Origin of the sequence: Achromobacter sp. UBA4530, assembly GCF_002388205.1 — a bacterium.
In the GTDB taxonomy this organism is placed as follows: Bacteria; Pseudomonadota; Gammaproteobacteria; order Burkholderiales; family Burkholderiaceae_B; genus Achromobacter; species Achromobacter animicus.
Genome location: NZ_DGMA01000013.1, coordinates 46,715 through 65,172 on the forward strand (window position 1 = coordinate 46,715; position 18,458 = coordinate 65,172).

Consider the following 18,458-nt stretch of genomic DNA (forward strand, 5'->3'; position numbering starts at 1 on the left):
CGGTGCGGCGGCGGCCTTGGGGCGCGGGGCGTGTAGATGCGCCCGAGGGAATCTGAAGGGAGCCGAAGGCGGACGAAGATGACGACGGGGCAGTCCGGAGCGAAGGCTCCGGACCGCAATCGTAGCCCCGCGCCCCAAGGCCGCCGCCGCACCGTGCGCCTAAAGAACCCAACCCCAGCCCCACCAAAAAAACCGCAAAATCTGCAAACATCCAAAAGCTAAATTGCCCCTACCAAGGAGCAAGCATTGAAGCCCACAACGCGATCCCTCTACGCCCAACGCCTGGACCCCGTCCTACGCTGGCTAGCCGCCAACCCAGACGCCACGCCAGATCTGCACCAGCTCGCAGACCTGGCCTGCCTGTCTCCCTATCACTTCCACCGCGTCTACCGCGCCATGCTCGGAGAAACCGTCAACGCCACCGTGCAGCGCATCCGCATGCAACGCGCAGCCGCCGACCTCTCCAGCACCGATACGCCATTGAAAGACATCGCCCAACGCGCCGGCTATGAATCCGAAGCCGCCTTCAACCGCGCCTTCGGCGCTCTCTTCGGCATCCCGCCGGGCCGGTATCGCGCCGCCCGCTCCCAACCCATCACCCCTCAGGAGCTAGCCATGTACCCCATCGCCATCGAAGACTTCCCCGGCGTCACCCTAGCCGTCCTGCCCCATCGCGGCAATGAACAGGAAATCGGCCCCGTCTTCTCCCGCGCCTTCATGCTCGCCGTCAGCCGGGGCATCGCAACCCCCGACGCCATAGGATTCGGCGTCTACTTCGACGACCCCGAACAGGTGCCGGAGAGCCAGTTGCGATCGCTGGCCGGGATGGCCGTCGCGCCCGATGCCGATATCGGGCATGAGCTTGAGCGATTTGAAATCCCCGCCGGCCGCTGTGCCGTCCTCAAGTACACCGGCCCCTACAACGAAATGCGCAAGCCGTACGACTGGCTCTTCTCCGAATGGCTGCCCGCCAGCGGCATGTCGCCCGCCGACTTTCCCATGTTCGAGCAATACCTGAACGACCCCGTCAACACGCCCCCCGCCGAATTGCAGACACTGATCTGCCTGCCGCTCAGATAGCGCACGCCGCTTACCCGAGCACGCCGGCCAGATACTGCCGCAGCCAGGCGTGCGCCGGATCATCCTGATAGCGCTCGTGCCAGTAAAGCGACACCGCAATCGGCGGCAACGTCAACGGCACCTTCTGCGACACGATCCGCGCACTCCCCGCCATCGCCTTCGCAATGCTCACCGGCATCGTCGCAATCAGATCCGACCCCTCCACGATGAACGGACACACCAGATAACTCGACAGCGTCGCCACGATCTTGCGGCTCCGGTTCTGTCCCATCAGGATGCGATCGATCGCCGTGCTGAAGTAGCGCGTATGCGCCGCAAGATCCAGATGTCCATAGCTCAGGTAGGCGTCCAGATTCCAGCGCTTGCGCAAACACGGATGCCCTTCGCGCACGATGCACACCGCCGGCTCCTGGTACAGAAAGCGCGTGCGCAGATCCGGCGCCGGATCCGGGAAGTAACCCGCGATCAGCTCCACGTGATTCGTATCCAGCATGCTCAGCCCATGCTGCGGCCGCGCCGGCACGATCTGCAACTGGAAATGCGGCGCGTCCACCGCCAACCGCGGGATCAGCTTGGGCAGCAACGTGTACTGCACATAGTCGGTGGCATACAGCGACAGCGTGCGCGACGAATGCGCCGGATCGAACGCCTCGCGCGTACGCGTCGCGCGATGCCAGCCCTCCAGCAGCGGCTTGAAATTCTGGTGCAGCTCCAGCGCCCGCAACGTCGGCTGCCACGCCCCGCCCTCGCGCACCAGCAGCGGATCGCCGAACAACTGGCGCAGCCGGTTCATCGCCGCGCTCATGGCCGGCTGGCTGATGTTCATCGCCTCGGCCGCGCGCGACACATTGCGGCATGCCATCAACGCATCGAAATGCAGAAGCAGATTCAGGTCCGGGTTCTTCATCACCGCGCGTCCATAAATGGCATCTATACAAATATAAACCTGTAGGACTGCTGTCATTTCCGCGTGAGGCCTAGCATGACCTCGTTGTTGCAGCGAACCAAGGTTGGACACGCATGATCCGGCCATCACGAAGTTCTATCAACAAGGGGAAACCAAGCCATGAAAACAGGGCTACTACGCAGTTGCTGTCGCATTGCCGCGGGCATCACGCTCTTTGCGGCCGCCGGGGGCGCCAGCGCCGCCTGGCCGGACAAGGTCATCCGCATCGTCGTGCCCTTCGCGGCCGGCGGCTCCACCGACCTGGTGGCGCGCAAGATCGCGGAAAGCCTCGGTCAGCGCCTGAATGCCAACGTCATCGTTGAAAACCGCCCCGGTGCAGGGGGCACCGTCGGCACCGAATTCGTCGCGCGCCAGCCCGCCGACGGCTACACCATCCTGATGGGATCGGTCAGCACGCACGGCAGTGCGCCCTGCATCTACTCCAAGCTGCCGTACGACGCCGTCAAGGACTTCACGCCGCTGACGGTGGTCGCCACCATTCCCAACGTCTTGTCCGTGAACCAGTCGGTCCCCGCGAACACCCTTCAGGAGTTCGTAACCCTGCTGAAGAATGAGCCCGAGAAGTACTCCTTCGCCTCCAACGGCCAAGGCACCTCCAACCACCTGGCCGCCGAACTGTTCAAGTCCACCGCCGGCGTGTCGATGGTGCACGTGCCCTACCGCGGCTCCGGCCCCGCGCTCATCGATCTGGTCGGCGGACAGGTCAACATGATGATGGACGTGGTCATGACCTCGTACCCCTACATCAAGGACGGCAAGATCAAGGCGCTGGCCGTCACGTCGCCGCAGCGCTCGTCCATGTTGCCCGACGTGCCCACGGTGGCCGAAGCCGGTTACCCCGGCTACGAGGCCATGGTGTGGTTCGGCATGCTGGCGCCCGCCAACATGCCCGAACCGCTGCGCACCAAGCTCACCGACGGCCTCGTGCAGACCCTGCACGCGCCCGCCATGAAGACCTACCTGGAGCAACAAGGCGCGCAAGTATCGGACGTCGCGGGACCCGCGTTCGGCGCAATGATCAAGGACGAAATCAACAAGTGGTGCCAGGTCGTGAAAAAGGCCGGCATTCGGCTGGACTGATCTTCATTTTTTGGAACGAACGATATGTATCGCATAGGGATAGACGTCGGAGGCACGTTTACCGATTTCACGATGATCGACGAGGACGCCGGCGTGGTGCACTTTCACAAAGTGCCTTCCACGCCGCACGATCCCTCCGAGGCCATCGCCACGGGCATCGGCCAGATGCTCGCGGATCACGGGGTCGCGCCATCACAGGTCTCGCACGTCGGCCACGGCACCACGGTGGCCACCAACCTCATCATCGAACGCAAGGGCGCGCGCGTCGGGCTCATCACCACGCGCGGCTTTCGCGATGTGTTGGAGATCGGCCGCCAGACGCGTCCGCACCTGTACGACTACAGCGTCGGCAAGCCGCCCGTGGCGGTGCCGCGCGAGTTCCGCGCCGAAGTCGACGAGCGGGTGAACGCAGCGGGCGATGTGCTGACGGCGCTGGACGAAGCGCAGGTGCGCGATGCCGCGCGCCGTTTTTCCAAGGCCGGCATCGAGGCCGTCACGATCTGCTTCCTGCACGCCTACCGCAACCCCGCGCATGAGCGCCGCGCGGCGCAGATTGTCGCGGAGGAGATGCCCGATGCCTACATCAGCCAGTCGTCCGACGTGCTGCCCGAGTTCCGCGAATACGAGCGCCTGTCCACCACCGTGCTCAACGCCGCGGTCGGGCCCAAGATGGCGCGCTATCTGGAACGCTTCCTGAACCGCGTGCGGGAGCTGGACATCGGTCATCAGCCGCACACCATCCACTCCAACGGCGGCCTGATGTCGATCGCCACCGTGCGCCAATATCCGGTACGCACCTGCCTGTCGGGTCCGGCGGCGGGCGTCGTCGGCGCAGCCGCCGTGGGACGCGCCATCGGCAGCCTGAACCTGGTGACGTTCGACGTGGGCGGCACCAGCACGGACGTCTCGCTGGTATGCGAGGGCCGTCCGCTCTTCACGTCGCACCGCCACGTCGCCGGGTATCCGGTCAAGACACCCATGGTCGACATCCACGTCATCGGCGCGGGCGGCGGCAGCATCGCCTGGCTGGACGACGCTGGCGCGCTGAAGGTCGGGCCGCATAGCGCGGGCGCGGTGCCCGGTCCCGTGGGCTACGGCCGCGGCGGCCAGGAGCCGACCATCACGGACGCCGAAATCGCGCTGCAACGGCTCAATCCCGCCGCGCTTCTGAACGGCCGCATGCCGGTGTACGCAGATGCCGCGCGCGAGGTCATCCGCAGCCGCGTCGCCGAACCGCTGGGGCTGGACATGGAGGCGGCCGCCGAGGGCATCCTGCGCATTGCGGCGGCCAACATGAGCCGTGCGATCCGTGCGGTGTCCACCGAACGCGGCTACGATCTCTCGCGCTTCGCGTTGTATGCGTACGGCGGCGCCGGCCCGCTGCATGCGGTGGAAGTGGCCGAGGAATGCGGCATCCCCGTCGTCATCGTGCCGCAGGAGCCGGGCACGATGTGCGCCCGCGGCATCCTGCTCACGGATATCTCTTTCGACTTCGTGCAAAGCGAGATCTCGCTGGCCGATGCGGACAGCTGGCCCGCGATCTCCACGATCTTCGACGGTCTGCGCACGCAGGCCCAGGACTGGCTGGCATCCGAACGCGTCGATCCGTCGCTGCGCGTGTGCCACAGCGCCATCGACGCGCGCTACGAGGGCCAGAACTTTGAAGTGCAGGTCAGCCTGGACGACACCCGTGAGGGCGGCTACGCGGAATTCGCGCGCCGCTTCGCCGAGGCGCATGAGCGGGAATACGGCTACACCGTCGACGACCGCAAGGTGCAGATCATCAACTGCCGTATGCAGGCCGTGGGACAGGTGGTGAAGGCGCCCCTTTCGCCAAGACACGTGGGCGGCACGTTGGAGGACGCGGCGCGGGGCCAGCGCAAGGCTTACTTCGGCCCGGCGCATGGCTGGCGTGAAACGCCCGTCTATGACCGTGACCGCGTGCCGACCGGCGCGCGCTTCACGGGACCCGCGCTGCTCGAGGAAATGAGCTCGACCACGGTGGTGGGCGTGGGCCACGAGGCCAGCGTTGACGAGTACGGCAACCTGATCATCCGCCTGCAAGGAGACTCGCATGACCAAGCCTGATTCTGTTCAATCCCGCGCCGCGGACGCCACGCCCACGCTGGCGGATCCCATCGGCATGGAGGTCTTCTGCAACCGCCTGCTGTCCATCACCGAGGACATGAACAACACGTTGGTGCGCGCGTCGTTCTCGACCAACATCAAAGAGCGTAAGGATTGCTCGGTGGCGCTGTTCGACGCTGCCGGACGGCTGGTCGCGCAGGGCACGCAGATTCCGCTGCACCTGGGCTCGCTGGACGGCGCCATGCGCGCCATTCTGCGCACGTTCCCGGCTGACCAGATCCGCGACGGCGATGTGTATATCTGCAATGACCCGTATCTGGCGGACGGCAGCCACCTGCCCGACATCAACATCATCACGCCGGTGTTCTGGGACGGCGTGCTGCGCTTCTTCGCGGCCAACATTGCGCACCATTCCGACGTGGGCGGTGCGGTGCCCGGTTCGATCGCCGGGGGCCTGAAATCGATCTTCGAGGAAGGCATCCGCATCCCCGCCTGCCGCATCGCCCGCGCGGGCGAGACCGACGAAGACCTGCTGCGCCTCATCTGCGCCAACACTCGCGACCCGGAAGAGCGCGTGCTCGACCTGCGCGTGCAGATGGCCACCAACCGCCGAGGCGCGGCCGCCGTGCAGGGCCTGATCCGCCAGATGGGACTGGAGGCGGTGCTGCGGTCGGTGGACGATGTGATCGCCTACACGCGCAAACGCCTCTTGAACCGCACCGCGGAATTGCGCGCCGGCAGCTATACGTTCCGCAGCGATCTGGACGACGACGGCATGGGCGGTGACCCGGTACCCATCCAGGTGACGCTGACCGTCAGCGCGGACAACCTGCACTTCGACTTCGAAGGGTCGGGCAAGCAGGCGCGTGGCGCCATGAACCTGCCCTTCAACGCGTTGCGTGCCTGCGTGTACTACGCGGTCAAAGCGCTGCTGGATCCGGACCTGGCGCCCAATGCAGGGTTGTTCGACCCCATCACGTTGTCGGCGCCGGTGGGCACCATCACCAATCCCGAACACCCGGCCGCAGTGGGTGCGCGGTCCATCACCGCACAGAAGGTGGCCGGCGCCATCTTCGGCGCGTTCCGCGGCCTGCTGCCGCCCGAAAAGACCATGGCGTCCAGTAACGACTGCTGCCCCGCCATCGTGTTCTCGGGCCGCTGGCGCGAACGCGCGGGCCATTTCGTGTATCTGGAAACGCTGGGCGGCGGCGCGGGCGCGCGCTTCGATGCGGACGGCATGGACGCGGTGCACGTGCACATGACCAACACGTCGAATCTACCCGTGGAAGCGCTGGAGAACGAGTATCCGCTGCTGATGGACGAGTACGCGATGATCCAGGACTCGGGCGGTGCGGGCCGCACGCGCGGCGGCATGGCCATCGCCAAGCAGATCCGCGCCGTGGGACCGGGCATCGTGTTCTCGGCCCGGTCGGACAGCCACACCGTGGGCGTGGCGGCGGGCGTGGACGGCGGACGTGACGGACGACGCGCGCGGCTGATCCGCAATTTCGGCACGCCGCAACAAGAGGAGCTGTTCTCCAAGACCGCGAACATTGCGCTCGAAGCCGGTGAGAGCGTGCGCATCGAAACGCCTGGCGGCGGTGGCTATGGCGCGCCTTCGGCGCGGCCGCGGGCGCGCGTGGCGCAGGATCTGGCGGACGGCAAGATCAGCGCCGACGCGGCGCGCGCGGACTATGGCTTGTCCGCGTGAGCCGCGCTGCGCATCAACTGACGTTGAGCGTCATCGAGTACTTCATCTTGTCGTGCGGAAACGTGGTGATGGTGGCAAGCAGCAGCACGCCGCCATCGCCGTAGTAGCGGCGCGTGATGACGAAGCCCGGCGTGCCCGTGTCGACCTGGAGCTGCTTTGCGATCGCCGCGCCGATGGGCGTGGCGGAGAACTCCTGGTTGACCTCGGTGATGCGATCGCCAAAGTGGTCCTCGATCAGGCGCAACAGCGAGATCCGCGACTTCACGTCCACCCGCACGTCGGAATGCGCCGGGTCCGCGTAAATGAGCGTGCAGGCGGCGGCGACGTCGGGATCGTCCAGTGTCTTGATGGAGTTGATGTGCAGCCACTGCTGGCCGGCCTCGCAGCCCAGCGTTTCAGCCAGCCGCTTGGTGAGCTTGACGGTGCGCACGTCCTGCACCAGCAGCGCCGCGTTGCGGGCGTATTGCAGCAGGTCGGGGAACTGCGAGATGCGCTGCGTGAAGCGCGTGGTGGCGCGCGCCGTTTCCACGCGCGTGCCCACGCCCGGACGGCGCGACACCACGCCGGCAACGGTCAGCATGCGGATGGCTTCGCGGATCGTGTGACGGCTGGCGCCGAACTGTTCGCACAGCTCGTGTTCGGTCGGCAGCAGCGTCATCACGGGGTAGCGCCCCGAGCTGATGTCCTGCGACAGCGATTGATAAATGCTCTTGTAGCGCGGTCCGCCCGCCACGTCGGCCGGGAGCGCCGCGCCAGGCCGGCCGCGCGCTTCCCGCTCCCCGCCGGAACTGGCAGCGCGCTCGGAAGATCGGGTCATGAGGGGAGCCTCCTTCATTGGTTTTATAGGGTTTGTCCGGACAATAACCGATTGACAAGGCACTCTGCCGAGATCCATTATTTGTCCGGACATTCATGTACGGACAAATTGTACGGCGGACATGAAGTCGCCGGGCAACAAATCAGTCGGTTCTTGCAGTTCTCTTCCAATATTCGGGGGTTCTCATGAGCAAGGTACTTGCAGTGCTCGCGGCCGCGGCGGTAGCAGCCGGGCTGGGCGCAAACGCACAGGCGCAGCAGAAACTGGTGGTCGCCGGCTACGGCGGCTCGTTCGAAGACATCATGCGCAAGGACATCTTTCCGCCCTTCGCCAAACAGCACGGTGTCGAGCTGGATTACGTTGCCGGCAACTCCACCAACACCGTCGCGCGCCTGCAGGCGCAAAAGAGCAACCAGCAAATCGACGTCGCCATCATCGACGACGGCCCCATGTACCAGGCCATTGCGCTGGGCTTCTGCGAACCCATCAAGAACCTGCCCGCCGAAGACATCTACACCACGGCGCGCTACAAGGACGACAAGGCGGTTGCCATCGGCATCGTGGCCACCGGCATCATGTACAACAAGAAGGTCTTCGACGAGAAGAAATGGGCGCCGCCCACGTCGTGGAAGGACCTGAAGGATCCCAAGTACAAGAAGCAGCTCGTCATCCCGCCGCTCAACAACACCTACGGCCTGCACACGCTGGTGGAATATGCCCGCGAAGGCGGCGGCGGCGAAAAGAAGATCGACCCTGGTTTCACCACGTTTAAGAACGAAGTCGGTCCCAACGTGCTGGTCTATGAGCCCTCGCCCGGCAAGATGACCGAACTCTTCTCCAGCGGCCAGGCCACCATCGCGGTGTGGGGCAGCGGCCGCGTCAAGGCGTTTGCCGACACCGGCTTCCCCGTCGGCTTCGTCTACCCGCAGGAAGGCGCTTACGCACTGCTCTCGTCCGTGTGTCCGATCGCCAAGTCCAACGCCAATCCGAAGGCGCAGGCGTTCGTGGAGTACCTGGTGTCGCCTGAGGTTCAGGAGAAGCTCGCCTCGGCTTACGGCTACGGTCCGGTCAACAAGAAAGCCAAGGTGGCTGACGATCCCCGCGTGCCGCTGCCCATCGGCAAGCGCGCCGCCGATCTCATCGTGATCGACTGGGACACCGTCAACCAGAACCGGGACGACTGGAACAAGCGCTGGACGCGGGAAATCGAGCGCTGACTGCGTGTGCTTAAGGGCGGCGCTGGCGCCGCCCACCGGGAGCTTTCATGACCTATCTCGTGCTGGACCGCCTGAGCAAGCGCTACGGCGACACCACTGCCGTTGAAAACCTGAGCCTGTCCGTGAAGCAAGGCGAGTTCATCTCGTTGCTGGGGCCTTCCGGCTGCGGTAAGACCACCACGCTGCAGATGATCGCGGGCTTTGTCGAGCCGTCGGGCGGCAGCATCGTGCTGAACGGCAAGGACGTCAGCAAGGTCCCGGCCAACAAGCGCGGGCTGGGCATGGTGTTCCAGAACTACGCGCTCTTTCCGCACATGACCGCCGCCGAGAACGTCTCGTTCGGCCTGGAGATGCAGCGCGTCAAGAAGGACGAGCGGCTGGCTCGCGTGGCGGATGCGCTCAAGCTCGTGGGCCTGGCGCATCTGGCCGACCGGCATCCGGCGCAGATGTCGGGCGGCCAGCAGCAGCGCGTCGCGCTGGCGCGCGCGCTGGTCATCCGTCCCAGCGTGCTGCTGCTGGACGAACCGCTCTCCAACCTGGACGCCAAGCTGCGCGAAGAAATGCAGCTTGAACTGCGCAGCATCCAGCGCACCGTCGGCACCACCACCATCCTCGTTACGCACGACCAGTCCGAGGCGCTGGCGCTGTCGGACCGCATCGTCGTGATGAACCAGGGACGCGTCGAACAGGTGGCCGAACCGTTCGCCGCGTACGAAGGCCCCGCCAGCCATTTCGTCGGCGGCTTTCTCGGCAAGGCCAACGTCTTCACCCCGCAGGCCGAGCAGTACGAAGGCGAGATGCGCGCCCGCATCGGCGAGGCCCACATCGGCCTGGAAGGTGCGCCCGTGCCGCAAGGCGCCGTGATCGTGCGCCCCGAAAAGATCCTGTTTTCCGAACCCGCGGCCTGTGCGTTGCCCGGCCGCATGAAGACGCGCGTGTTCCAGGGAAATCACTGGCTGTGCCAGGTGGAAACGTCGGTCGGCGAAGTCATGGTGATCCGTCAGAACGACGGGGTGCCGGTGCCGGCCGAAGGCGAGCCCGTGCACCTGCGCTGGCGTGCTCAGGACATGTGCACCGTCGATCCGGCCGCTGCGCCGCAAGGTAAAGCGTCATGAGCACGCGCACCAATCCGTGGGTGCTCAGCGCGCCGGCGCTGGTGGTGTACGCCACGTTCCTCGTGGTGCCGATGGCGCTGGTGTTCCTGATCAGCTTCTTCGACTTCCAGTTCTATGGCGGCATGCAGGCCACCTTTACGTGGAAGAACTACATCGAGATCTTCTCGGACGGCTACTACTACGAGATTTACGCACGCACGTTCGGCGTTGCCGCGGCCGTGACGGTCGCGTGCCTGGTGCTGGGCACGGCTGAAGCCTACGTGCTCTCGCGCATGGCCAATCCGTGGAAGGGCCTGTTCCTGATGGTGGTGTTGGGGCCGTTGCTGATCTCGGTGGTGGTCCGCACGCTGGGCTGGGCTCTGCTGTTCGGCTCGACGGGTCTGATCAACAAGGCGCTGATGGGCATCGGGCTGATCTCAACGCCCATCGACCTCATGTACAGCAACCTGGGCGTGGGCATTGCCCTGACGCACGTGCTGGTGCCGTTTATGGTGATCGCGGTGTGGGCCTCCCTGCAGCGGATCAATCCGGCCACCGAGGCCGCCGCGCTGTCGCTGGGCGCCAGCCAGTTCACCGTGATCCGGCGCGTGATCGTGCCGCAGGTGATGCCCGGCATTCTGTCCGGCGCGATCATGGTGTTTGCGATGGCGGCCAGCTCCTTTGCCACGCCCGCCATCATCGGTGGACGCCGCTTAAAGAACGTGGCCACTGCCGCGTACGACGAATTCCTGAACACGCTGAATTGGCCGCTGGGCGCGGCGCTGGCCGTGGTGCTGCTGGTGGCGACGGTGGTGGTGCTGCTGTCCGCCAACCGCATCATCGAGCGTCGCTACGGCGCGGTGTTCAACCAGGCCGGAGGCTGACATGCAATTTCGCAACGGCCCCATTGGCCTCGTCTTCCACACGCTGTTCATCCTTTTCATCCTGGCGCCCATCGTCATGGTGTGCGCGGTGGCGTTCACGTCCGAAGGCTTCATCTCGCTGCCGTCCGGCGGGCTGTCGCTGCGCTGGTTCCGCGCCATCCTGGACAACCCGCGCTTTGTCGATGCGTTCTGGTTCAGCCTGGGCCTGGGCACGCTGTCGGCCACGCTTGCCATTGCACTGGCCGTGCCCAGCGCGCTGGCCATCGCGCGCAACCGCTTCCCCGGTCGCGAGGCGCTGGTGGCGTTCTTCCTGTCGCCGCTGATGATTCCGCACGTCGTGCTGGGCCTGGCGTTCCTGAAGTTCTTCACCACCGTGGACCTGGCCGGCACGTATTTCGGCCTGGTGGTGGCGCACGTGATCCTGGTCATGCCGTACGCGCTGCGGCTGGTGCTGGCGTCGGCGGCGGGCATCGACCCGGCGCTGGAGCGGGCGGCGCAATCGCTGGGCGCGTCCAACTGGACGGCCTTCCGGCGCGTGGTGCTGCCGCTGCTGTTGCCGGGCGTGGTGAGCGGCTGGGTGATCGCGTTCATCACCAGCTTCGATGAGCTGACGATGTCGATCTTCATCGCCTCGCCGTCCACCACCACGCTGCCGGTCCGGATCTTCCTGCATATCGAAGACACCATCGACCCGCTGGTGACAGCCGTGTCGGCGGTGCTGATCTACGTAACCATCATTGCCATATTCATCCTGGACCGCGCCGTCGGTCTGGAGAAGCTGTTTGTAGGAAAGGGACGCTGATGACGGACGAGAAAGAACTGGCGCCGCGCGCGCCCGTGCACCGCGGCATCTACGATGCGGTGGTGATCGGGGGCGGGTTGGTCGGGTCGGCCGTGGCCTACGGGCTGCGGCGCGAGCTGGACCACGTGGCCGTGCTGGACGAGGGTGACGTGGCCTACCGGGCCTCGCGCGGGAACTTCGGGCTGGTGTGGGTGCAGAGCAAGGGGATGGGGCTGCCGCGCTACGGCGTGTGGACCATGACCTCGGCCAAGGGTTGGCCGCAACTTGCTGCCCTGCTGCAGGAAGAGACCGGGGTCGACGTGCATCTGGAGCAGCGCGGCGGCCTGCATGCGCTCTTGAGCGACGAAGAGGTCGAGGCGCGCACGCGCTTCATGACCACGCTGCTCGCGCAGCCGGGCATGGCGCAGTACGACTGGAAGATGCTGGACCGCGCCGAAGTCGCGGATCTGGTGCCGGGCATCGGCCCGGAAGTGCGCGGCGCGACGTGGACGCCGGTGGACGGCATTGCGAATCCGCTGAAGCTCCTGCGCGCGTTGCACATGAGTTTTGCACAGCGGGTTGTGGATTACCTGCCGCAGCGTCCGGCGCAGAGCATCCGGCTGCGTGACGGCGTGTTTGATATCGCCACGCCCAGCGGCACGGTGCGCGCGCACAAGGTGGTGCTGGCCTCGGGGCTGTCCAACAAGCAGCTGGGCGAACAGGTGGGACTGGACGTGCCGGTGCGCCCGCAGCGCGGCCAGATCGTCGTGCTGGAGCGCACGCGCCGCATGCTGGAAACCCCCTTGTCCACGCTGCGCCAGACGGACGAAGGCACCTGGCTGATCGGCGACTCGCAGGAAGAGGCCGGCTATGTGGATAACCTGGTGGGCCTGCCGATCCTCGGCACGCTGGCCGACCGCGCGGTCCGCACGCTGCCCGCGCTGCGCGACGTGCGCGTGGTGCGCAGCTGGGCGGCGCTGCGCGTCATGTCCAAGGACGGCTTTCCGATCTATCAGCAATCCGAAACGTGTCCGGGGGCGTTCGTCGCCACCTGTCACAGCGGCGTGACGCTTGCCGCCGCGCATGCGCTCAATCTGGCGCCCATGATCGCCGCCGGCAGCCTGGCCGACGACATGGCGCCCTTCTCGACCCGGAGGTTTCATGTTCAAGCGGCTTGACGAGGCGCAGCGGCAGGCGCAGGGCGCGCCGGTGCGGGTAACGGTCAATGGGGCCGAGATGCTTTGCCGTCAGGGCGACAGCGTCGCTGCCGCCTTGTTTGCGGGCGGCGTGCAGGCCTGTCGCGATACGGCGGTCAACGAGGTGCCGCGCGGGCCGTACTGCATGATGGGCGTCTGCTACGACTGCCTGGTCACCATCGATGGGCAAGCGAACCAGCAGGGCTGCATGACGCCAGTGCGGGAAGGGATGAAGATCGAGCGCCAGTTGGGTGCGCGCAAGGTGCAGGCATGATCGACACGACGCAATGCGATTTGCTGGTGGTGGGCGCAGGCCCGGCGGGTCTGGCGGCGGCGACGCTGGCCGCCAACCTGGGCGTGGACACCGTGCTGCTGGATGAGCAGCCCGCGCCGGGCGGCCAGATCTACCGCGCCATCACCACCACGCCGGTCACCGACCGCGGCATCCTGGGCGAAGACTACTGGCACGGCGCCACGCTGGTGCCGCCGTTTCAGCAGTCGGGCGCGCGCTACGTGCCGGGCGCGACGGTGTGGGCCGTGGCGCAGCGCACGGCGCCCGAATCAGCGGAAGGCTTCGAGGTGGCGTATTCGGTCGCGGGCGAGGCGCGCATCGTGCACGCGCGCCGCCTGCTGCTGGCCACCGGCGCGCAGGAGCGGCCGTTTCCGATTCCGGGCTGGACGCTGCCTGGCGTCATCACGGCGGGCGCGGCGCAGATCCTCTTGAAGTCATCCGGCGTTGTGCCGTCCGATCGCACGGTGCTGGCCGGTTGCGGACCGCTGCTGTACCTGGTGGCCTGGCAATACCTGAATGCGGGCGTGAAGGTGGACGCGCTGCTGGAAACCACGCCGCCCGGCCGCATGGGCCAGGCGCTGCCCAAGGTCTGGGGATTTCTGCGCTCGCCGTACCTGGGCAAGGGGCTGAAGCTGCTGCGCGCAGTCAAGGCCGCCGTGCCCATCGTCAAGGGCGTGACGGCGCTGGAAGCGCTGGGCGACGGCAAGCTGCAAAGCGTGCGCTATACCGCAGGCGGCGTCACCAAGACGCTGCCCGCCGATCAGCTGATGCTGCATCAGGGCGTGGTGCCCAACGTGAACCTGTCGCGCGCCGTGGGCGTGCCGCATCGCTGGAACGACGCGCTGGACTGTTGGGAGCCGGAGGTTGACGGGTGGGGCACGACGGCGGTGGACGGCATCGGCATGGCTGGCGACGGCGCGGGTATCGCGGGCGCGGTGGCGGCCGAGCACCGTGGCCGGCTGGCCGCGTTGCAGGCCGCGCATCTGCTGGGCCGCATCGACGCGCGCAAGCGCGACAGCGAGGCCGCCGCGCCGCGCGAGGCGCTGGCACGGGCCGTGCGGGGCCGCGAGTTCTTCGACACGCTCTACAAGGCGCCCGAGGCGTTCCGCCGGCCCACCGGCGACACCATCGTGTGCCGCTGCGAGGAAGTCACCGCCGCGCAGGTGCGCGAGACCGTCAAGCTGGGATGCAGCGGTCCGAACCAGATGAAGGCCTTCCTGCGCTGTGGCATGGGACCCTGCCAGGGCCGATTCTGCGGCCTGACGGTGGCCGAGATCATTGCCGAGGAGCGCGGCGTGCCGACCGAGGAAGTGGGCTACTACCGGCTGCGTTTCCCGACCAAGCCGCTCACGCTGGGCGAACTGGCCTCCTTGCCGCAGACCGACGATTCGCGTCAGGCCGTCGTCCGCCTGAAGAAATGACGGGTGGACGCCATGACCGTTCAAACGCGGGCGGCTGAAGTCATCATCATCGGCGGCGGGCTGCACGGCAGCTCGGCCGCGCTGCATCTGGCGCGCGCCGGCGTGCGCGCGCTGGTCATCGAGAAGAACTATGTGGGGCGGCACGCCTCGGGCGTCAACGCAGGCGGTGTGCGCACGCTGTCGCGCCATCTGGCCGAGGTGCCGCTGGCGCTGGCCTCGCGCGAGCTCTGGTATCGCATCGGCGAGCTGGTGGACGACGACTGCGGCTTCGAGCAGCACGGGCAGGTGCGTGTGGCCGAGAACGAGGCTGACGCGGAAACGCTACGGGCTCGGCTCAAGACCATGACGGACCACGGCTACACCCACGAACAGTGGATAACGCGCGAAGACCTGCTGGACCTGATTCCTGCGATTGCGCCGACGGTGCAAGGCGGCCTGATCGCGCGCGAGGACGCGGCGGCCGATCCCTACCGCACCACCCTTGCCTTTCGCATGAGGGCCGCCAGTCTTGGCGCGCAGTTCCTGGAAGGCGTGCGCGTGCACAGCGTGACGAGGCACGATGGGCAGTGGCGCGTGGAGACGGACGCCGGCGTGTACACCGCGCCGCAGGTGCTGAACTGCGCAGGCGCGTGGGCCGACCGGATCGCCGCGCAATGGGGCGAGCCGGTGCCGCTGTTGCCTATCAGTCCCATGATGCTCGTCACGCTGCGCATGGACCACTTTCTGGATCCCGTGGTGCTGGGCACCGGCCGGGCGCTGTCGTTCAAGCAGCGCACCAACGGCACCGTGCTGATCGGCGGCGGCCGGCGCGCCTGGGTGGACCGCGACGCCGAGTGGACCGAACTGGATTTCCGCTCGCTGGCCGAGGGCGCGCGTACGGTGGTCGACCTGTTCCCGCACATGCGCGATGCGATCGTGAACCGCGGCTGGGCGGGCATCGAAGCGGCCATGCCCGACGAGATTCCCGTGATCGGGCGCAGCAGCCGGCACGAGACGGCCTTTCACGCCTTCGGGTTTTCGGCGCACGGCTTTGAGCTCGGGCCCATCGTCGGCCGCATCATGGCCGACCTGATCACGACTGGCGCGACAGACATGCCGATCACCCCATTCCGGATCGAACGATTCTCGGATGCCGGCCAGGCATCCGGCTCATCCACCAAGGAGCAAGACCAATGAACGATATCGTGCGCAAGGAAACGAATGAGCGCCTGTCGCGCATCGTGATTCACGGCGACACCGTGTACGTGGCGGGCGTGACCTCGAATGCGGAAGGCGGGATCGCCGCGCAGACGCGCGACGTGCTGGCCAAGATCGACGGCTATCTGAAGCAGGCGAACACCGACAAGTCGCGCCTGTTGACCGTGCAGATCTGGCTCAAGGACATCGAGCGCGACTTTGCCGGCATGAACGCGGTGTGGGCCGAGTGGGCGCTGCCCAGAGCGATGCCCACCCGCGCCACGTGCGAGGCCAAGCTGGCCTCGCCTGATCTGCTGGTGGAGATCATCGTGACGGCCGCCGCGCAGCCGGCGTACGTCAGCGGGCCGGTGTCTGAAAGCTGACGGCGCCGGGGCGGCCCGGCAGGTTCAGGGTGGCGGTGGCTGGCGGCGTGGTTGCCACCACCTTGCCGGCGCGCAGCACCATCAGGCGCGTGGCGCGCAGGCGCAAGGCCTCGACCGCGTCGCGCGCCTGCAGCAGCACCAGGTCGGCGCGCTTGCCGACCGCCAGGCCCGTTTCGTCCAGGCCAAGAATCTTGGCAGGCGTGGTGGTGACCGCTTCGAAACAGGCGCGCATCGCGTCCTGGCCCGTCATCTGGCCGACGTGCAGGCCCATGTGCGCGACCTCCAGCATGTCGCCGGAACCCAGGCTGTACCACGGGTCCATCACGCAGTCGTGGCCGAAGGCGACCGGCACGCCCGCCGCCATCAGCTCGGGCACGCGCGTCATGCCGCGACGCTTGGGATATGTGTCGTGACGGCCCTGCAGCGTGATGTTGATGAGCGGATTCGCAATCGCGGACACGCCGGCTTCGCGGATCAGCGGGATCAGCTTGGACACGTAGTAGTTGTCCATCGAGTGCATGGACGTCAGGTGCGAACCCGTCACGCGGCCGTGCAGGCCCAGGCGCTGCGTGTGGTACGCCAGCGTCTCGATGTGGCGTGACAGCGGGTCATCGCTTTCGTCGCAGTGCATGTCCACGCGCAGGCCTCGCTCGGCCGCCAGTTCACACAGGATGCGCACGGATTCGGCGCCGTCCTGCATGGTGCGTTCGAAGTGCGGAATGCCGCCCACCACGTCCACGCCCATGTCCAACGCGCGCTTCAGGTTGTCCAGCGCACCGGGCGCGCGCAGTACGCCGTCCTGCGGGAAGGCGACGAGTTGCAGGTCCAGGTAGGGTTTGACCTTTTCGCGCACGTGCAGCAGCGCTTCGGTCGCCAGCAGGCGCGGATCACAGACATCCACGTGCGAGCGGATCGCCAGCAGCCCGCGCGCCACGGCCCAATCGCAGTAGGCCAGTGCGCGTTCCACCAGCGCTTCCTGCGTCAGCAGGGGTTTGAGCTCGCCCCACAGCGCGATGCCTTCGAGCAGCGTGCCCGACTGGTTCACGCGCGGCAGTCCGAAGGACAGCGTGGAATCCATGTGGAAGTGCGCGTCGACAAAGGGCGACGTCACCAGCTGGCCGGCGGCGTCCACGGTCTGCGCGGCCTCGGCCTTCAACGCCGGTTCCAGCGCGGTGATGCGGCCGTCGGCCACGCCGATGTCGATGTTCTTGCGGCCGTCGGGCAGCGTGCAGTTCTTGATGATCAGATCGAGCATGCGAATTCCTTGCGAAAACATTCAGTTGCTGCATCCCTGTCGCGCAGCGCCTCGGGGGGAATCACCTTTCACCCTTCCGGTAGGGCTTCATCAAGGCCTGCGGGTAGGCGGCGCGGCGCGCCATGAACACCAGGGCCAGGATGGACAGGATATAAGGCAGCATCAGGTACACCTGATACGGCAGTTCGGGCAGGCCCGGCAGCGCCGCGCCGCCCTGCTGCAGACGCAACTGCAGCGCATCGAAGAAGGCGAAGATCAGCGCGCCCAGCAGCGCCTTGCCCGGCCGCCACGACGCAAACACCACCAGCGCCACGCAGACCCAGCCGCGGCCGTTGACCATGTTGAAGAAGAACGCATTGAACGCGGCCAGCGTCAGGAAGCTGCCGGCCACGCCCATCAGCGCCGATCCGGCCACGATAGCGCCGATACGCAGGCGCGTCACGGACAGACCCTGGCCTTCGGCGGCGGCGGGGTTCTCGCCCACCATGCGCACGGCCAGTCCCACGGGCGTGCGGTTCAGCACCCACGCAAGAATCGGCACCGCGGCCAGCGCGATCAGCGTCATCGGCGTCTGCCCGGCCAGCACGGGGCCGATCAGCGGAATGCCGTCCAGGAACTTCATTTCGGCAAACGGCGTGATCGTTGGCGGCGTGGACACGCTGGGGAAAGTGACCCGGTACGCGAAATAACTGACGCTGGTGGCTAGCAGCGTCACGCCGAGGCCCGACACGTGCTGCGACAGGCCCAGCGGTACCGTCAGCACGGCGTGCAGCAGGCCGAACACGGCGCCGGCCAGCGCGGCCGCCAGCACGCCCACGTACAGCGGCGCGCCCAGGTAGACGACCAGCCAGCCGGTGAAGGCGCCGGCCACCATGATGCCTTCGATGCCCAGGTTCAGCACCCCGGCGCGCTCGCACAGCAGCACGCCCAGCGTGCCCAGTATCAGCGGCGTGGCCAGGCGCAGCACGGCCACCCAGAAGGCCGAGGAACTCATCAGATCCATCCATTCCATGGCG

Annotated in this window: 17 protein-coding genes; 13 read left to right on the forward strand and 4 right to left on the reverse strand. The window is 66.8% G+C overall.

Going from position 1 to position 18,458, the window contains the following annotated elements:
* Positions 1 to 246: 246 nt before the first annotated feature.
* Complete coding sequence (locus B2W22_RS13070) at positions 247 to 1,080, forward strand: AraC family transcriptional regulator (protein WP_286938022.1); 834 nt, start codon at positions 247 to 249, stop codon at positions 1,078 to 1,080.
* A gap of 10 nt (positions 1,081 to 1,090) precedes the next feature.
* On the opposite strand, the gene B2W22_RS13075 is transcribed toward B2W22_RS13070, so the two are convergent.
* A complete protein-coding gene (locus B2W22_RS13075) occupies positions 1,091 to 1,987 on the reverse strand; it encodes a LysR family transcriptional regulator (protein WP_175125851.1) in 897 nt (298 codons plus the stop codon).
* A gap of 159 nt (positions 1,988 to 2,146) precedes the next feature.
* Between B2W22_RS13075 and B2W22_RS13080 the strand changes: the two genes are divergently transcribed.
* Genes B2W22_RS13080 through B2W22_RS13090 form a run of 3 tightly spaced genes read left to right on the forward strand, consistent with a single transcriptional unit; the run spans position 2,147 to position 6,926 of the window.
* On the forward strand, positions 2,147 to 3,127 hold the full coding sequence (locus tag B2W22_RS13080; protein ID WP_286938024.1) for a Bug family tripartite tricarboxylate transporter substrate binding protein: 981 nt from the start codon (positions 2,147 to 2,149) through the stop codon (positions 3,125 to 3,127).
* Positions 3,128 to 3,151: 24 nt separating this feature from the next.
* Complete coding sequence (locus B2W22_RS13085; protein ID WP_286938027.1) at positions 3,152 to 5,215, forward strand: hydantoinase/oxoprolinase family protein; 2,064 nt, start codon at positions 3,152 to 3,154, stop codon at positions 5,213 to 5,215.
* Positions 5,202 to 6,926: a hydantoinase B/oxoprolinase family protein gene (locus B2W22_RS13090; RefSeq protein WP_286938028.1), complete on the forward strand. Its 1,725-nt coding sequence runs from the start codon at positions 5,202 to 5,204 to the stop codon at positions 6,924 to 6,926. The genes B2W22_RS13085 and B2W22_RS13090 overlap by 14 nt, the downstream gene beginning before the upstream one ends.
* A 13-nt stretch (positions 6,927 to 6,939) precedes the next feature.
* On the opposite strand, the gene B2W22_RS13095 is transcribed toward B2W22_RS13090, so the two are convergent.
* On the reverse strand, positions 6,940 to 7,743 hold the full coding sequence (locus B2W22_RS13095; protein WP_175125847.1) for a GntR family transcriptional regulator: 804 nt from the start codon (positions 7,741 to 7,743) through the stop codon (positions 6,940 to 6,942).
* A gap of 185 nt (positions 7,744 to 7,928) precedes the next feature.
* On the opposite strand from B2W22_RS13095, the gene B2W22_RS13100 reads away from it, so the two are divergent.
* From B2W22_RS13100 to B2W22_RS13140, 9 genes are read left to right on the forward strand one after another with little or no spacing between them, the layout of a single operon-like run.
* Positions 7,929 to 8,960, forward strand: coding sequence for an ABC transporter substrate-binding protein (locus B2W22_RS13100; RefSeq protein ID WP_286938029.1), 1,032 nt, complete (start codon positions 7,929 to 7,931; stop codon positions 8,958 to 8,960).
* 47 nt (positions 8,961 to 9,007) lie between these two features.
* A complete protein-coding gene (locus B2W22_RS13105) occupies positions 9,008 to 10,075 on the forward strand; it encodes an ABC transporter ATP-binding protein (protein WP_175125846.1) in 1,068 nt (355 codons plus the stop codon).
* Positions 10,072 to 10,938, forward strand: coding sequence for an ABC transporter permease (locus B2W22_RS13110; protein WP_175125845.1), 867 nt, complete (start codon positions 10,072 to 10,074; stop codon positions 10,936 to 10,938). Before B2W22_RS13105 ends, B2W22_RS13110 begins: the two co-directional genes overlap by 4 nt.
* A gap of 1 nt (position 10,939) precedes the next feature.
* Positions 10,940 to 11,740 carry an ABC transporter permease gene (locus tag B2W22_RS13115; protein WP_105236818.1) on the forward strand — a complete coding sequence of 267 codons (801 nt, stop codon included), beginning with the start codon at positions 10,940 to 10,942 and terminating at the stop codon, positions 11,738 to 11,740.
* Positions 11,740 to 12,897, forward strand: coding sequence for an NAD(P)/FAD-dependent oxidoreductase (locus B2W22_RS13120; RefSeq protein ID WP_218342445.1), 1,158 nt, complete (start codon positions 11,740 to 11,742; stop codon positions 12,895 to 12,897). The genes B2W22_RS13115 and B2W22_RS13120 overlap by 1 nt, the downstream gene beginning before the upstream one ends.
* A complete protein-coding gene (locus tag B2W22_RS13125; RefSeq protein WP_056327675.1) occupies positions 12,881 to 13,189 on the forward strand; it encodes a (2Fe-2S)-binding protein in 309 nt (102 codons plus the stop codon). The genes B2W22_RS13120 and B2W22_RS13125 overlap by 17 nt, the downstream gene beginning before the upstream one ends.
* Entirely contained in the window at positions 13,186 to 14,628 is a 1,443-nt protein-coding gene (locus tag B2W22_RS13130) for an NAD(P)/FAD-dependent oxidoreductase (protein WP_286938033.1), read from the forward strand. The genes B2W22_RS13125 and B2W22_RS13130 overlap by 4 nt, the downstream gene beginning before the upstream one ends.
* Positions 14,629 to 14,640: 12 nt before the next feature.
* Complete coding sequence (locus B2W22_RS13135; RefSeq protein ID WP_286938035.1) at positions 14,641 to 15,804, forward strand: NAD(P)/FAD-dependent oxidoreductase; 1,164 nt, start codon at positions 14,641 to 14,643, stop codon at positions 15,802 to 15,804.
* On the forward strand, positions 15,801 to 16,187 hold the full coding sequence (locus B2W22_RS13140; protein WP_056565915.1) for a RidA family protein: 387 nt from the start codon (positions 15,801 to 15,803) through the stop codon (positions 16,185 to 16,187). Before B2W22_RS13135 ends, B2W22_RS13140 begins: the two co-directional genes overlap by 4 nt.
* Here the strand turns inward: B2W22_RS13140 and B2W22_RS13145 are convergent.
* On the reverse strand, positions 16,162 to 17,442 hold the full coding sequence (locus tag B2W22_RS13145; protein ID WP_286938037.1) for an amidohydrolase family protein: 1,281 nt from the start codon (positions 17,440 to 17,442) through the stop codon (positions 16,162 to 16,164). The two genes, B2W22_RS13140 and B2W22_RS13145, sit on opposite strands and share 26 nt — an antisense overlap.
* Before the next feature lie 61 nt (positions 17,443 to 17,503).
* Positions 17,504 to 18,454, reverse strand: coding sequence for an ABC transporter permease (locus tag B2W22_RS13150; RefSeq protein ID WP_056565907.1), 951 nt, complete (start codon positions 18,452 to 18,454; stop codon positions 17,504 to 17,506).
* Positions 18,455 to 18,458 lie beyond the last annotated feature (4 nt).

Coding starts and splice junctions, on each gene's coding strand:
- B2W22_RS13075 (WP_175125851.1), bottom strand. CDS start 1,987: ATGAAGAACCCGGACCTGAATCTGCTTCTGCATTTCGATGCGTTGATG.
- B2W22_RS13080 (WP_286938024.1), top strand. CDS start 2,147: ATGAAAACAGGGCTACTACGCAGTTGCTGTCGCATTGCCGCGGGCATC.
- B2W22_RS13085 (WP_286938027.1), top strand. CDS start 3,152: ATGTATCGCATAGGGATAGACGTCGGAGGCACGTTTACCGATTTCACG.
- B2W22_RS13090 (WP_286938028.1), top strand. CDS start 5,202: ATGACCAAGCCTGATTCTGTTCAATCCCGCGCCGCGGACGCCACGCCC.
- B2W22_RS13095 (WP_175125847.1), bottom strand. CDS start 7,743: ATGACCCGATCTTCCGAGCGCGCTGCCAGTTCCGGCGGGGAGCGGGAA.
- B2W22_RS13100 (WP_286938029.1), top strand. CDS start 7,929: ATGAGCAAGGTACTTGCAGTGCTCGCGGCCGCGGCGGTAGCAGCCGGG.
- B2W22_RS13105 (WP_175125846.1), top strand. CDS start 9,008: ATGACCTATCTCGTGCTGGACCGCCTGAGCAAGCGCTACGGCGACACC.
- B2W22_RS13110 (WP_175125845.1), top strand. CDS start 10,072: ATGAGCACGCGCACCAATCCGTGGGTGCTCAGCGCGCCGGCGCTGGTG.
- B2W22_RS13115 (WP_105236818.1), top strand. CDS start 10,940: ATGCAATTTCGCAACGGCCCCATTGGCCTCGTCTTCCACACGCTGTTC.
- B2W22_RS13120 (WP_218342445.1), top strand. CDS start 11,740: ATGACGGACGAGAAAGAACTGGCGCCGCGCGCGCCCGTGCACCGCGGC.
- B2W22_RS13125 (WP_056327675.1), top strand. CDS start 12,881: ATGTTCAAGCGGCTTGACGAGGCGCAGCGGCAGGCGCAGGGCGCGCCG.
- B2W22_RS13130 (WP_286938033.1), top strand. CDS start 13,186: ATGATCGACACGACGCAATGCGATTTGCTGGTGGTGGGCGCAGGCCCG.
- B2W22_RS13135 (WP_286938035.1), top strand. CDS start 14,641: ATGACCGTTCAAACGCGGGCGGCTGAAGTCATCATCATCGGCGGCGGG.
- B2W22_RS13140 (WP_056565915.1), top strand. CDS start 15,801: ATGAACGATATCGTGCGCAAGGAAACGAATGAGCGCCTGTCGCGCATC.
- B2W22_RS13145 (WP_286938037.1), bottom strand. CDS start 17,442: ATGCTCGATCTGATCATCAAGAACTGCACGCTGCCCGACGGCCGCAAG.
- B2W22_RS13150 (WP_056565907.1), bottom strand. CDS start 18,454: ATGGAATGGATGGATCTGATGAGTTCCTCGGCCTTCTGGGTGGCCGTG.